Annotated in this window: 15 protein-coding genes; 14 read left to right on the forward strand and 1 reads right to left on the reverse strand. The window is 32.9% G+C overall.

Annotated features, from left to right (window positions below):
- The first annotated feature begins 21 nt into the window (after positions 1-21).
- The 11 genes from Q0807_RS02655 (at position 22) to Q0807_RS02705 (ending at position 11937) form a co-directional block, all read left to right on the forward strand.
- Positions 22-1533, forward strand: a complete 1512-nt coding sequence (locus Q0807_RS02655; protein ID WP_299106049.1) for a sodium:solute symporter — start codon at positions 22-24, stop codon at positions 1531-1533.
- Positions 1508-3013 carry a class I adenylate-forming enzyme family protein gene (locus Q0807_RS02660; protein WP_299106052.1) on the forward strand — a complete coding sequence of 502 codons (1506 nt, stop codon included), beginning with the start codon at positions 1508-1510 and terminating at the stop codon, positions 3011-3013. Before Q0807_RS02655 ends, Q0807_RS02660 begins: the two co-directional genes overlap by 26 nt.
- Before the next feature lie 71 nt (positions 3014-3084).
- Positions 3085-3954 carry an alpha/beta hydrolase gene (locus Q0807_RS02665; RefSeq protein ID WP_299106054.1) on the forward strand — a complete coding sequence of 290 codons (870 nt, stop codon included), beginning with the start codon at positions 3085-3087 and terminating at the stop codon, positions 3952-3954.
- Positions 3951-5366, forward strand: a complete 1416-nt coding sequence (locus Q0807_RS02670; RefSeq protein ID WP_299106056.1) for a hypothetical protein — start codon at positions 3951-3953, stop codon at positions 5364-5366. The genes Q0807_RS02665 and Q0807_RS02670 overlap by 4 nt, the downstream gene beginning before the upstream one ends.
- A gap of 158 nt (positions 5367-5524) precedes the next feature.
- On the forward strand, positions 5525-8011 hold the full coding sequence (locus Q0807_RS02675; protein ID WP_299106059.1) for a TonB-dependent receptor: 2487 nt from the start codon (positions 5525-5527) through the stop codon (positions 8009-8011).
- Positions 8012-8022: 11 nt separating this feature from the next.
- Complete coding sequence (locus Q0807_RS02680; RefSeq protein WP_299106062.1) at positions 8023-8802, forward strand: alpha/beta hydrolase; 780 nt, start codon at positions 8023-8025, stop codon at positions 8800-8802.
- On the forward strand, positions 8795-9565 hold the full coding sequence (locus tag Q0807_RS02685; RefSeq protein ID WP_299106064.1) for a 3-hydroxybutyrate dehydrogenase: 771 nt from the start codon (positions 8795-8797) through the stop codon (positions 9563-9565). Before Q0807_RS02680 ends, Q0807_RS02685 begins: the two co-directional genes overlap by 8 nt.
- Before the next feature lie 180 nt (positions 9566-9745).
- Positions 9746-10588 carry an AraC family transcriptional regulator gene (locus Q0807_RS02690; RefSeq protein ID WP_299106066.1) on the forward strand — a complete coding sequence of 281 codons (843 nt, stop codon included), beginning with the start codon at positions 9746-9748 and terminating at the stop codon, positions 10586-10588.
- 90 nt (positions 10589-10678) lie between these two features.
- Positions 10679-10831 carry a hypothetical protein gene (locus Q0807_RS02695; RefSeq protein ID WP_299106068.1) on the forward strand — a complete coding sequence of 51 codons (153 nt, stop codon included), beginning with the start codon at positions 10679-10681 and terminating at the stop codon, positions 10829-10831.
- Positions 10832-10976: 145 nt separating this feature from the next.
- Entirely contained in the window at positions 10977-11525 is a 549-nt protein-coding gene (locus Q0807_RS02700) for a carboxymuconolactone decarboxylase family protein (RefSeq protein WP_299106070.1), read from the forward strand.
- A 28-nt stretch (positions 11526-11553) separates the two neighbouring features.
- Positions 11554-11937 (forward strand): cupredoxin domain-containing protein, encoded by a 384-nt coding sequence (locus Q0807_RS02705; RefSeq protein WP_299106072.1) that lies wholly within the window; start codon positions 11554-11556, stop codon positions 11935-11937.
- A 95-nt stretch (positions 11938-12032) separates the two neighbouring features.
- Here the strand turns inward: Q0807_RS02705 and Q0807_RS02710 are convergent, their stop codons facing one another.
- Positions 12033-12365, reverse strand: a complete 333-nt coding sequence (locus tag Q0807_RS02710) for a single-stranded DNA-binding protein (protein WP_299106074.1) — start codon at positions 12363-12365, stop codon at positions 12033-12035.
- A 336-nt stretch (positions 12366-12701) separates the two neighbouring features.
- Between Q0807_RS02710 and Q0807_RS02715 the strand changes: the two genes are divergently transcribed.
- From Q0807_RS02715 to Q0807_RS02725, 3 genes are read left to right on the forward strand one after another with little or no spacing between them, the layout of a single operon-like run.
- Positions 12702-13463 carry a YafY family protein gene (locus Q0807_RS02715; RefSeq protein WP_299106077.1) on the forward strand — a complete coding sequence of 254 codons (762 nt, stop codon included), beginning with the start codon at positions 12702-12704 and terminating at the stop codon, positions 13461-13463.
- Between the two features lie 4 nt (positions 13464-13467).
- Positions 13468-13941 carry an effector binding domain-containing protein gene (locus tag Q0807_RS02720; RefSeq protein ID WP_299106079.1) on the forward strand — a complete coding sequence of 158 codons (474 nt, stop codon included), beginning with the start codon at positions 13468-13470 and terminating at the stop codon, positions 13939-13941.
- Positions 13934-14362: a DUF1801 domain-containing protein gene (locus Q0807_RS02725; protein WP_299106081.1), complete on the forward strand. Its 429-nt coding sequence runs from the start codon at positions 13934-13936 to the stop codon at positions 14360-14362. The genes Q0807_RS02720 and Q0807_RS02725 overlap by 8 nt, the downstream gene beginning before the upstream one ends.
- Positions 14363-14584: the final 222 nt, after the last annotated feature.

Consider the following 14584-nt stretch of genomic DNA (forward strand, 5'->3'; position numbering starts at 1 on the left):
TATTTAAAGACTTTATTTCAAATGTTAGCATCAGATAAGTTAGTTACCTATATGTGGATTTTATTAGCAGTATATGCTGCCGTAATCCTATTTTTCGTCATTAGAGGCGCTCGCAAAAACACGAGTATTAAAGATTATGCCGTTGGTAATATTGGCTTCCCATCTTGGGTTGTTGGGTTGTCTTTAGCTGCTTCCATGACGAGTGCAGCCACATTTATCATTAATCCTGGTTTTATTGCACTCTACGGAATTTCTGGAGTTATTTCATTTGCTATTGTTTTACCAATTGCAGCATTCATTTCGTTAATTGTATTTACAAAAGGCTTTGTAAAACAAGGAAATGCCGTAAAAGCTACAACCATGGCACAATGGATTGGTAAACGTTACAACAGTAAAAAGTATGCCTTTTTCTTTGGCTTTATTGCACTTCTACTCATCACATTTATAGTTCTTATCAATGTAGGCTTAACACAAGTCATCTCTAAATCACTTAATGCAGACCCATTCTATGTCCTTATGGGAATCACAGTATTTGTGTTTGGTTATATGATGTTTGGTGGCGCAAACTCCATGGTCTATACCAATACCATTCAAGCCGTAATAATGTGCATTGTTGCTATTATTTTAATAAGTTCTGGATCAGAATATTTTACAGATGGCATTTCTGGTTTCTTTGACAAATTAAATACTATAGATCCAAATTTAACCAAGCCAACAAATCCTTCAAGCTTTTTATTTAGAGATTATTTTGAAATTATCTTTACGCAAATCGTCATAGGCGTTGCAGTTGTTTGCCAACCACATATCATTACAAAATCGCTCTTATTAAAAGATTCAAGTAAAATAAACACTTATCTGTTTAGCGGAATTGCGTTTATGATTGTTTTCTTCTTAGTCGTTGTAGTTGGTTTGTATGCACGTATCAGTTTTCCGGATTTTATGGTCAATGGCGAAAAATTAAGAATGGATGAAATTATACCAACCTACGTCGTTACTAAGTTTTCAGTAGGTGTTGGTTTAGTTATTGTCGTTGGTTTAATCTCTGCTGGTTTATCCACTTTAGAGAGTTTAATACAATCCCTATCTATAACTATAACCTCAGATATTATCAATCCATTATTTAAAGACAAGTTTACAGAAAAGACGATTACAATCAATAAATTTGTTATTGTAGCTTTAGGAATTGTGAGCTTTTTATTAAGTTGGGAACAGATTAAAAATCCAGATGTGAGTGTTGCCATTTTTGCCCAAAATGGTGTTTACGCCTACTTTGCAGCAGCTTTTGTTCCTGTATTATTCGGAACTTTTTTAAAACATGTTTCCACAAGAGCTGTATTTATAGCAAGCCTTACTGCTATTGTCGTTCATTTCGGCATTTATTACGGAAGACTTACACCATATATGCAAGAACCTGTAAATAATCCTGGTGTTTCGGCAGCCATCGGTATCATAACATCGCTTGTTGTAGGTTACATTATATATAAAATAGATTATAAAAAAGTAGAACTTGGACAGATTAGATTGGACAGCTAAATGGGCAGATTACACGCCAGATAAAATTGCACTTACTTCGTATGATGCCAACAAAAGCTATACGTACAATGACCTACATAATTATGCCAATCGCTTAATCCAAAAATTCACAGCACTTCATCTTGAGGAAGGTGATAGAATTGCCGTTTTAGCAGACCATGGCTTAGACTACATGGTACTATTTGTGGCTTGCCAGCGTATGGGATTAGTTATTGTACCATTAAATTATAGACAATCCGTAAACGAAATTTCTAAATTGGTTATAGATTGCACGCCTAGTTTATTCATTTATAATAGTAATCACAAAGACAAAGCTTTACAATTACCAATTCAAGATTTAAAAGTCTTAACATTTGAAACATTAGCCGATGACTATCAGAATTCGGAAAACCCATCAGTAAAAACCTTTCAAATTAAAGAAGACAATCCTTTATTTATTTTTTATACTTCTGGAACAACTGGCACACCAAAAGGCGTTATTTACACTAACAAAATGTTGTTCTGGAACAGCTTAAACACGTCCATGCAACTTGGCATCACCTTTAGAGATTCGACTATAAATACGTTGCCACCTTATCACACCTCTGGCTGGAATGTTTTTGTAACACCATTACTCCATAAAGGCGCACATATTGGTATGTTAGAAAAATTTGATTCCGAAAAAATACTTTGCCTCCTAGAACTGAACAAAACAACATTATTCATGGCATTACCAACCATGTTATTAATGATGCAAAAAACGCCAGTTTTTAAAGATGTTAACCTTAAAAAATTAAGATACATTATTTCAGGTGGAGAAAAAGTACCGTCAGAATTGGTAAGCTTCTGGAAAAACGAAAAAAACATCTATATAAGACCAGGTTATGGACTCACAGAAGCAGGACCGAGCATTACGTCCTTGCACCATAAAATGGCCGAATTGAAACCAAATTCTATTGGTAAACCCAACTTTTATTTAGACATAAAAATCGTGAATAAAGATGGAGACATCGTAAAACCAAACGAGATTGGCGAGCTATGTATAAAAGGAGATATTGTAACACCTGGCTATTGGAACAACTCAGTCAAAACAAGTAATAAAATAAAGAAAGGTTGGCTATTTACAGGTGATTTTGCTTACTGTGACGAAGAAGGCTTTTTATACATGAAAGGCAGAAAAAACGATATGTATATTTCTGGTGGCGAAAACATCTATCCTCAAGAAATTGAAGCACATCTAGAACAAATAAAAGACATTAAAAAAGCCGTTGTTTTAAGTGTAAAAGACGAGAAATGGGGCGAATGTGGCATAGCCTTTGTAACCTCAACAAACAAAGACCTTTCTGCTACGGAAATCCGCGAAGAATTAAAAACAAATTTGGTCGCTTTTAAACATCCTAAGTACATTTTTATTTTAGATGAAATTCCGCTTACTAGCTTAGGGAAAGTATCAAGAAAAAAATTAAATAAATATTTTAACGTTATAAAATCCCAAGAATGAAAAGACTCGGAATAGTATTAACAATTATCCTTTTTAACACGACTTTATTTTCGCAAAACACTAAAAAACCAATGAAAGATATACTTTCAGCATATAATTTTAAAACGCACACAATAAGCTTAGATAGTTTAGAAATTAGTTATGTAAAAGAAGGTAATGGCGAAAAAACACTATTGTTTATACATGGCTTAAGCAGTAACTCTGATGCTTGGTCTAAAAACATAGAAACACTAAGTAAAACTTATACTTGTATTGCTTTAGACTTACCTGGTTATGGAAAATCATCTAAGCCAGAAGCCGATTACACACCTAGTTTTTTTACTGAAGCGATACATCAATTTATTGAAAAATTAGAATTAAAGAACATTACACTTATTGGCCACTCAATGGGTGGACAAGCAAGCATTAAATTTGCTTCAAAATATCCTGATGTTATCGAAAAATTAATATTAGTCGCACCTGCTGGTTTAGAACAATTTTCTGAAACTAGCGCTACATTCATGAAAACCTATTTTACACCAACATCAGTAGCAAATACGCTAGATGCGCAAATAGAAAAGAACTACGCTCTTAATTTTTATAAGCAACCAGACGATGTTTCAAAAATGGTTAATGACCGAAAAATGATTAAAGACGCATCTGATTTTGAAGCACATTGCCATGCCATTGTTAATAGTATTTATGGCATGTTAGACGAACCTGTTTTTAAAGATTTAGATTCCATAAAAAGTTCAACTTTAGTGATTTTTGGAGATAAAGACGCACTCATTCCTAATCGTTATTTTAATCCGAAATTAACCGTAGAAGATGTTGGTAACATTGCTTCAGAACACATAAAAACTGTAAAAGTAAACTATATTAAAGACGCTGGTCATTTTGTTCAATATGAAAAGCCTGCAGAAATTAATACACTTATTGAGAAATTTGTAAATGAAGAATGAAAACAAAGCTTAAAAAATTTACAGCGTTTAGTAAAACCATTTTACCTAATGAAGCTAAATATCTCGAGGAGCGATTTCAGTTTACAGATATTGAAAAGCGCAATATTATTTCGCTCGTTATCTCAAATGCGTTATCTCAAAACAATCGTGTAGATTTTGATGCTACCATTGACAAACGAAAATATTCTTACATAAAAGTTTGGGTTGAAAAAAAATTAGCCAATATAGATGTAGACATGACTATTGCATGGATAATGTCTTTGAACAAAAAAATCTTAACTGACGCTATAACTTCAAACGAAGAAAAAGAATTTCTACATTACATTTCGGCTTATAAGGCTATTGAATACAATTTCCAAAATTTATATGAGCTTGCCAAGGAGTACAAATCGTACCTCTTAGTAAGAATGCGCTACAAGGACCATAAAACCGTAGCCGATTTTATAGAATCTTATAAAACGCATTATGACGAAGCCATAAATATTAAAGACAATCTGTATGAAGCAACTACAGAAATCACCAACCAATACACGCTAAACAATAACGACACTAAACATCTAGAAAATTGGTTATTGGCTGTTTTTAATGACAAAAACATAGATGGCAAAAACAGATATCAGGCTTTTGTTCTACTTGCTTTTATGTACACTAACTACAACGAAAATGGTAAATTAAAAATGGTCTTTGACCAGATTGATTACTATTTTAATCAAGGTGATATGTACTCTAGACGGATTCTTTCTAATTATTACGCGAGTAGAGTTCTACTACATTCTAAACAAGATGAATTTGAAAAAGCCGAATTTTACGGCTATTTATCCATTAGACAAAACAATAATGATGCTTTAATGTATCTTAATAATTTAGTTGCTATTTTACTAAGAAACCATAAACCTAAAGATGCTTTTTCACTTTTAGAACTGCATCAGGATTTATATAAGGAAACCCATAATTACCATCAAAAGATTGGCTATTGCTCTTACCAAATTAGAGTGTTATCTGAGCTTAATAAGAATAAAGTGGCAGAAGCTACAGCCAAAACTTTTTTGAGACAATATAAAAATGAAGTCTTAAACCATCGTTGGCATCACTTTTTTACATCGTATATTAATGTGTTAATTATTCTAGAAAAATATGATGATGTTTTAAAGTTAGCTTCAAAATTCAACCTTATTGAAAAAGAGACTGAACGCCAAAAACAGAGTAATTATGTGCCAAATATTTCGTGGAGTATTTCATTATCGAGGTACATGGAAGGTCGCATAAACTCTAATCGATTATTAGATGAAATAAAAGCACCTCTTAAAGCTATTCAACCTACAAAAAATCAAAAACAATTGATGATTAAGGTCATAGACACACTTTCAAACAACTTACCTGAAGCTTTTTTACAGCTAAAGTCTCACATATAAAAATTCATTTAAAAAACAGCACTTACAAGAGGTTAATAAGTAATTATTTCTGTTTCTTTATAAAAAGTCACACATAAAAGCTTAATCTTTTGAAGGTGTTTATTTTCAATTTCATAATAGATTGCCCTATAAACTAATTCTAAACAATTCTCTATATTATGAAAAAACTACTTTTATTACTAACCCTCATTAGTACTTTTACTATGGCTGCTCAAAATAATGGTAGTATAGAGGGAATTATTACAGAAGCAAGTGGCACTCCTCTATCTGGAGCAACTGTACATATTAAGTCTATAGACAAAGGCACAGTAACAGATTACGACGGAAAATTTATTTTAGATAATTTAGCAGATGGCACTTATGAAGTTTCTGTTTCTTATGTTGGTTTTGCAACGACGACGCAAAGCGTTTCGGTTACTGCAGGCAAAGCAACAAAATTCACTACGTCTCTAAAAGAATCTGACAGTATTTTAAATGAAGTTGTAATTACAGCAAATAAGCAACCACAAAAAATCACAGATGTACCTGCAACAGTTAACGTTATTACATCTAAAGACATTGAAGAATTCCCAAGTTTTAATATTGGTGAATTAGCAGCAAGACAAAAAGGTGTTGACTTTGTAAGAAGTGGTGTTTTAGGAACAGGTATTAATATTAGAGGATTTAACTCAGCCTTTAACTCTAAAAACTTACAAGTAACAGATGATAGATTATCGACTTTAATTGCTACAGGCTTACCAATGGGTTCATTCTCTACCGTAACAAAAGATGATATTTCTAGAGTTGAAATTTTATTAGGACCTAACGGAACTCTTTATGGACCAAATGCACACAATGGTTTAGTAAGTACAATTACTAAAGACCCTAGAAAATCTGAAGGCACAACAGTTGCTTTAGGTTTTGGTAACCAAAGTGTTTTAACAACGCGATTGAGACATGCAGAAGCGATTAATGAAAAATTTGCTTATAAATTTCATTTTGAAAGATCTCAAGGTAAAGAATTCAACTATGCAGATAGTGTCTATGTTGGCACAAAAGCTTACCAAGAACTAGATTTAGATCGCAAATTCGATTCTAAAAAATATGGTGCTTCACTATACTACAAGCCAACTAAAGGCTCTGAAGTAATCGGATATTACGGACACAGTAATAACAGTAATATTGGTATTACAAGCGCTGGTCGTAACCAAATTAAAGACTGGACCATTGATGTTGCTCAATTAAAGTTTGTGTCTAAACACTTTTTTGCAAACACCTATTATACGTGGAGTAAAACAGATAAAACCTATGCTATGAACCAAAGAACACAAAACTATGTGTCGTTTATAGAAAATGGTTTTTCTGAAGCTGAAGCTCGCGAACGTTCGTTCACAGAACAATGGTTTCCATTAGGACCAGGTGTTGGTGTTCCGCTTCAACGTGGTGCACTTTTTAAAGATGCCTCTGAACGTTTTAATGCAGAAGCGCAATACAACAATAGCTGGAACGATCTTCATGTTACTTTAGGTGCTCAATACCAATTAGACATGGCAGACTCTAAAGGCACTTACCTTTTAGATGAAGGTGGAATTGATTTAGATCAAACCGGAATTTATACACAGTTAGAATACAAATTAGCAGATTCAGGTTGGGGATTTTTGTTTGGAGGACGAATTGATAACCACGAGTTATACGGTTCTAACTTTATTCCGAAATTAGCAGTGACCAAAAAATTAAACAACGGAACATTTAGAGTTACTTACGGAAAAGGAATCGCTGTACCTTCTATTTTAAACCTTAAAGGAAACTTATTTGGAGGTTTAGTATTAGGAAATGGTGAAGGGTTTACATTAACTGATGGTACTAAAATTGATAAATTAGATGTAGAAACCATCAATTCTTACGAGATAGGTTATAAAGGTCAATTATCAGAAAAATTATTTATTGATGTTAACGCATACTACAACCAGTCTGACAACTTTATTAGTCCATTACGTAATATTGCAGATGCTGCAAACGGTAATTTTGTAACACATGTTGGTGACAAGCCTATTGGAGAAGTTAGCGAAGGTAATACTGGTGCTTTTATTTTAACGTACTCTAACTTTGGACATGTAGATACCTATGGCGCAGATATTGGATTAAACTATTACTTTACTGACAATTTTAGAACCTCTTTTAACTACTCTTATTTTGATCGTGATTTAGATACAGATGACCTTGCTAATGATGGTAATTTAGACGGACAAGTTTTAGAAAACGAATTACCTATTAACACACCAAACCATAAGTTTAGTGTTGGAATGCATTATAACAAAGGAAAATTCTATGGTGCTGTTTTCGGTAGATATGTAGAAAAATATGATTTCTTTTCTGGTATTAACGTCGCTGCAAAAACACAAGATCAAGATGGTGATGGCATTAATGAAATTGTAGAAAATGCACAAGTAGGAAGAACTTGGAATTACGGACAATTAGGCGGATTTACAATTGATGCCAATGCAGGTTATAACGTCTCTGATCAATTATCAATGGGTTTAAGTATTACTAACCTATTGAATGCTGAAATTAGAGAGTTTGTGGCTTCACCAGCTATAGAAACTTTAGTTTCATTAGAGCTTAAATACAAATTTAGCTTAAAGCAAAAACCAGCAACTGTTAACTAATCTCATTCATTGTGAAAATAAAAGTTAACGATATAGAGCTAGATTATGAAGATCACGGCCAAGGCCATGTGCTTTTGCTACTTCATGGCTTAGGATCCACTAAAAAAGATTGGGACGCACAAGTCCCTTTCTTTTCTAAAACACATCGTGTTATTACTATTGATTTACGTGGACATGGCAACTCTACAAAACCACAAGATGCGTATGGTGTAGAACTAATGACCGAAGATGTAAAACAACTTCTGGATCAATTAAACATAAAAAAAGCTACGATTGTTGGGTTTTCAATGGGTGGCGCAGTAGCCTTTGAAATGGCAGCTCAACATTCTGAATACTTAGAAAATTTAGTGATTGTAAATTCTGGTCCAGATTTTAATAATATGGGTAAAATTGGCGAAGACCTTTTAAATAACAGAACAGCATTTTTAAAAACAAAAGGATTAGCTGTTTTAGCTAAAGAGATTTCGTTTAATATGTTCCCAGAAGACCATCAATTAGATTTAAGAAACGAATTTGAAGAACGTTGCAAAGCCAATGACTATAATGCGTATTACAAATCGTTTACCACACTAATGGCTTGGGGTTTAGGAGAAAAAATTAAAGATATTAAAACCCGAACCTTAGTTGTAGGCTCTGATATGGATTATACACCAGAATCCTTTAAGCAAGCTTATGTAAATAGGTTACAAAACGCAAATTTAGTTATCATTAAAAACTCTAGACATGGCGTTGTTATTGACCAACCCGAAGCCTTCAATTTAGAACTTCAAAAATTTTTAAATCATGAATAAAACCGTTCTTATTACAGGTAGTACAAGCGGAATTGGTTTAGGTATTGCACAGCAATTTGCTAAGGAAGGTTATAGCATTATGTTTCATGGTTTAGAATCTAATGGACAAGATATAGCAAACAATATTGGGAAAGAGCACAATATTAAAGTTGGGTTTTCTAACGCCAATTTATTACAATCTGAAGCTATAGAAAACCTTGTGACTGAAACCATAAACACTTTTGGTAGTTTACATGTGTTAGTAAATAATGCAGGTATTCAATTTGTGTCACCCATTGAGGATTTCCCAAACCAGAAATATGAAAACATTATTGCTATTAACATGAATGCTGTTTTCTATGCTTCAAAAACCGCTTGGAAACAAATGAAGAAACAAAAATTTGGAAGAATTATTAATGTTTCATCTGTACATGGTATAAGAGCTTCAGAATTTAAATCGGCTTACGTCACAGCAAAACATGGTGTTATTGGTATGACAAAAGTGATGGCCTTAGAAGGTGCTCCTTTTAATATTACTTGCAATGCTATTTGTCCTGGTTATGTAAAAACACCATTAGTTGTAGGGCAAATAAAAGACCAAGCCAAAGCACACCAAATGACGGAAGACGAGGTTGTAGAAAAAGTAATGCTAAAAAAGCAAGCTGTAAAGCAATTTGTGCCGTTAGAAGCTATTGCAGATATGGCCATACTATTAGCAAAAGACAGTTCTACAACCATTACAGGAACATCTTTTGTTTTAGATGGCGGCTGGAGCGCACAATAACAACAAGGACATTTTATAAACGTCTGCTATTTATAAAATGCTACTTTAATTAAAATAAGGCATCAGAGATTTTTAAGTGTTAGTCTAAAATCTGGTGTCTTTTTTATGCTTCATGTATAAAATCATTTAAATAATTCTATCGTTTTGTAATTTTTAGTTCAATAACTAGACTTAAGAACTATGACTTACACATTTAAAGAATTTTCTACAAACGCGATTTTTAACATTGGAAATGAGAATGATTTATTCGACTTTAAACAAGGGAAACAATGTGAGTTATACACTTTTATTTGGGCAAAATCTGAACCTGTCGATTTAATTATCGATAATGTTCCGTTAACCCTTCCACCTTATAGCATATTAGCACTTACACCTATTCAATATCTTCAATATATAAAAGGTGAAAATATTATAGTCTATCAATTTAATAGTGAATTTTACTGTATTAAAGACCACGACCAAGAGGTAAGTTGTGTTGGTATTCTGTTTTTCGGAAATATTAATATTCCTATTATTCATCTCAATACTATTGAGCAACAAAAGTTTGATACTCTTCATGACGTTTTTATAGACGAATTAGAAACCGAAGACAACATACAAGCCGAAATGCTTAGAATGCTAATGGCAAGGTTTATCATTAAAAGCACACGTTTATTAAAAGCTAAGGAAGGCATTACGGAATCTCCAAAAAGCTCTAAGGTAGACTTACTACGTGAGTTTAATTACTTAGTAGAGCAGCATTTTAAAACGGAACACAGTGTTTCATTTTATGCTGACAAACTCTTTAGATCTCCAAAAACATTATCTAATAATTTTGCTAAACTCAACAGAAGTCCATTACAAATTATACATGATCGTATTGTATTAGAAGCGCAACGTCAATTGGTATATACAGATAAAACAGCCAAAGAAATTGCTTACGATATTGGTTTTGAAGATGCGTCTCATCTCAGTCGTTTGTTTAAAAAAAACACTTCAGTATCACCTTCGGACTATAAAAAACGCCTAAAAACAACAGCTTAGGAAAAATTGACATGCCTTAGGGCAAATTCTCCATTTTAATACAGCGACTTCCGTCACATCTTTGCATTGTAATATTAAAACAATAAGAAGATGAAACTAAAAATCAAATCTATATTCAATCTCATAGAGATATTCGGAAACAGCCCAAGAAAAATAGTAAGCAGTATTAATACAGAAACACACTGTGAACAAAAGCATATTCACGATTACTATTGTGATGCAGAAAAACCATATATCGGTTAAAATCTTATAAAGGGAAAAAATGACATGTAAAAGGGAATAACCTTCATTCTTTACCCTTAAGATTTAAAGCAACTTTGTACCAACAAAAAAATCAAAATAAATAATAATCATACTGAATAAATTCAGGATCATAAAAATTAAAAACATGAGCACATTTAATATTTTAACAAGAGAAGACGTAAGCGCAAACAATCAAGCAATTTTTGATAACCTAGAAAAAGCTGTTGGCTTTGTTCCTAACTTATATGCAACGTACGCAAATAGTGATACTGCATTAGAAAATTACTTAACGTTTGCTAACGCAAAAACATCATTATCTGCTAAAGAAAAAGAAGTTGTAAACCTTGCTGTAAGCCAAGTAAACGATTGTATTTATTGTCTATCTGCACATACTGCAATTGGAAAGATGAACGGCTTTACAGACGAGCAAATTTTAGAACTAAGAGCAGGTTATTCTTCTGTAAATAAAAAATTAGATGCTTTAGCCAAATTAGCTAAAAACATTACTGAAAACAGAGGAAAAACGGACCAAGACGTATTAGAAAATTATTTTAATGCAGGCTACACAAAAGGAAACTTAATAGATACCATCTCTTTAGTTGGAGACAAAACAATATCTAATTATATACACAACACTACGCAAGTACCTGTAGATTTTCCCTTAGCACAACCTTTAGAATTAGAAACAGTATAATTAACAATAAACCTTAAAAGCAAAAAAGATGAAAAAATTTATAGCAATAATCGCTTTAGCATTAGCCTTTACAGTAACAGGAAATGCACAAGACAATATGAAAACTAAAGCAACATCAGTTACTTTAGAACAAACCAAAGGAGAATTTACTCAAAAAGCACTGACTTTATCTGAAGGCGATTACATTTTTGAAATTGCCAACCATAACGTAGGTAAACAAGTTGGTTTTGTATTGGTGCCAAAAGGAAAAGACGCCTCTAAACCAGAAAACCATATTAAAACGGCTTATGTTACTAAAGTTGTAGAAAATAACACTACAGAAACCAGTAATGTAACGACTTTAACTAAAGGAGAATACGTGTATTTCTGTCCCTTAAATGAAACACCTCAATACACGTTAACAGTAGAGTAAACAATACGTTTTACAACTTAAAACTTGTATTTTATATAATAAAAAAGAGCAATCCTATGGGTTGCTCTTTTTTATTATATAATCTTAACTATATTTTATTTCCCTAACATTAAGAGCTCATTACAAACCACTTCTGTTGTATAACGTTTCATACCTTCTTTATCTTCCCAAGATCTCGTTGTTAACTTCCCTTCTATCGCTATTTCTTTTCCTTTAGTAATAAATTTTTCAATAATCTGGGCTGTTTTTCCCCAAGCTACCACATTGTGCCATTGTGTATCTGTAATTTTTTCCCCTTGTGCGTTTTTATAACTATCGTTTGTAGCAATAGAAAATTTAGCTAAGATTTTTCCTGATTCAAAATTGGTGATTTCTGGGTCATTACCTAAGTTACCAATCAACTGTACTTTGTTTTTAAGTGTGTTCATAATTTCTAAATTTAATGGTTAAACAGTTAATACTATCGAGTTCTAATGTTTCGACACTGCAAAGATGTGGAGGCTTGCAAATGTTAATCGGTATTTAATTACTTACATTCGTTTGTAATTGATTGTACGTGTTTAAAACTCAAACAGTACTATGCGTATTTTATATATCAATTATTCAAGAAACAGTAATATATTGTATAATGATATTCTAAATACGCACAGCAATAAATCCCTGTAATAAAGGTTATTACAATGATTCATCATTAAATTATTTTTATTACATTTGATGGAGCACTTGCGTATATATAAGTGTTAGCCACAAGCTGAAAAAACCAAATGGACAAAGAAAAACCCAGACTTGCAAGATTAACAGCAATCCTAACCCAATTACAATCGAAAAAGATTGTAACCGCAAAGGATATTGCCGAAAAACATAATGTAAGTATCAGAACGGTTTATCGAGACATCCGAACTCTTGAGAAGTCAGGAATTCCAATCGTGACGGAAGAAGGAAAAGGTTATTCCATTATGGAAGGTTATAAACTTCCGCCAGTGATGTTTACCCAAGGCGAAGCGAACGCCTTGATAACAGCAGAACAACTAATCAGAAAGAATAAAGACCAATCTTTGACCGAACAATACGAAAGTGCTGTGACAAAAATCAAGTCAGTTTTAAACTACGCCCAAAAAGAAAAGGCGGAACTGCTGACTAACAGAATACAGGTACGCAATAATCGTGAGAATGAAAAAACAAGCAAATATCTGATACAACTTCAATCGACTATATCAAATTATCAAACAATAAAAATTGATTACCTGTCATTGGAAAACAAGCAAAGTCAAAGAAAAATTGAACCGTTTGCACTTTACACTACACAGGACAATTGGATACTAATCGCCTTTTGTAAATTAAGAAATGACTTTAGAGCGTTTCGTCTTGATTGTATCCAAAAAATAGAAATCTTGGGTAGTCACTTTGAACCACATAAAATGACTTTGCAAGAATACCTTGAAAAATGTAGTGAAAAATATAAGAACACCCCTGACACACCTTTGGCACAAGGTCAATCTACTTTTGCAGTAAATCATAAAATTTAAAAGAATGCAAACAGTAAAAATTGAACCTTTTAACATTATCGGAATCTCGATTAGAACGACAAACGAGAACGGACAGGCAAGTAAAGAAATTGCTGAACTTTGGGGTAAGTTTATGTCCGAGAGTATTTTAGACAAAATCCCTAATAAAGTTGATAATGAAATTTATTCACTTTATACGGACTACGAAAGTGACCATACAAAACCGTATACGGCAATACTTGGTTGCAAAGTTGAAAATTTGGACAACATTCCCAGCGGAATGGTCGGTCAATCATTTAGTGGAGGAACATACACCAAGACAACTGCAAAAGGAGACTTAATGCAAGGATTGGTCGTTAACCAATGGTCGAAAATCTTTGAGATGGAATTGGACAGAACCTTTGATGCCGATTTTGAAATTTTCGGTGAAAAAGCACAAAATCCTTCTGATGCGGAAGTAGATTTCTATGTAGGTATAAAACAAGAAACTAATGGGTAAACTAACCTTAAAGACAGACCCAAAAGTAAATGGAGTTTTTGCGAATTATCCCGACTTTGTTCGGGATAAATTGCAACATCTGAGGGAATTGGTAATTGAAACAGCCGAAGAAACCGAAGGAGTGACTGTTTTGGAAGAAACTTTGAAATGGGGAGAACCCAGTTTTGTTACCAAAAACGGAAGCACTTTACGAATGGATTGGAAAGAAAAAACACCTGACCAATATGCAATGTATTTCCAATGCACGAGTAGATTAGTTGATACCTTCAGGTTGGTTTTTGACCACAAATTTCAATACGAGGGGAAACGAGCAATCGTCTTTCAATTAAACCAGAAAATCCCTGAATTGGAATTAAAAGAATGCATAAAAGCATCTTTGATTTATCACAATGTAAAGGAACAGATTACATTGGGAATATGAGAGATTAATAAAAAAAGCCAGTGGCTAACAATGTATATAAAAAATAGGCGGAATAGTAGTAATATAAAGGCTTTTGGCTTGTATCAAAGTTTGTGCTTAACCGAAAGTTTCGTGCTTCGAAATCGCCTACTTTTCATATACTAACCGTTGTAGCCAATTAGAAAATGAAAATCCGAATGATAATTATTATAGGAATAATCTTGGCATTCTTTGCATTTCTTT

Origin of the sequence: uncultured Winogradskyella sp. (assembly GCF_947495255.1) — a bacterium.
Classification (GTDB): Bacteria; Bacteroidota; Bacteroidia; order Flavobacteriales; family Flavobacteriaceae; genus Winogradskyella.

Coding starts and splice junctions, on each gene's coding strand:
- Q0807_RS02655 (WP_299106049.1), top strand. CDS start 22: ATGTTAGCATCAGATAAGTTAGTTACCTATATGTGGATTTTATTAGCA.
- Q0807_RS02665 (WP_299106054.1), top strand. CDS start 3,085: ATGAAAGATATACTTTCAGCATATAATTTTAAAACGCACACAATAAGC.
- Q0807_RS02670 (WP_299106056.1), top strand. CDS start 3,951: ATGAAAACAAAGCTTAAAAAATTTACAGCGTTTAGTAAAACCATTTTA.
- Q0807_RS02675 (WP_299106059.1), top strand. CDS start 5,525: ATGAAAAAACTACTTTTATTACTAACCCTCATTAGTACTTTTACTATG.
- Q0807_RS02685 (WP_299106064.1), top strand. CDS start 8,795: ATGAATAAAACCGTTCTTATTACAGGTAGTACAAGCGGAATTGGTTTA.
- Q0807_RS02690 (WP_299106066.1), top strand. CDS start 9,746: ATGACTTACACATTTAAAGAATTTTCTACAAACGCGATTTTTAACATT.
- Q0807_RS02695 (WP_299106068.1), top strand. CDS start 10,679: ATGAAACTAAAAATCAAATCTATATTCAATCTCATAGAGATATTCGGA.
- Q0807_RS02700 (WP_299106070.1), top strand. CDS start 10,977: ATGAGCACATTTAATATTTTAACAAGAGAAGACGTAAGCGCAAACAAT.
- Q0807_RS02705 (WP_299106072.1), top strand. CDS start 11,554: ATGAAAAAATTTATAGCAATAATCGCTTTAGCATTAGCCTTTACAGTA.
- Q0807_RS02710 (WP_299106074.1), bottom strand. CDS start 12,365: ATGAACACACTTAAAAACAAAGTACAGTTGATTGGTAACTTAGGTAAT.
- Q0807_RS02715 (WP_299106077.1), top strand. CDS start 12,702: ATGGACAAAGAAAAACCCAGACTTGCAAGATTAACAGCAATCCTAACC.
- Q0807_RS02720 (WP_299106079.1), top strand. CDS start 13,468: ATGCAAACAGTAAAAATTGAACCTTTTAACATTATCGGAATCTCGATT.
- Q0807_RS02725 (WP_299106081.1), top strand. CDS start 13,934: ATGGGTAAACTAACCTTAAAGACAGACCCAAAAGTAAATGGAGTTTTT.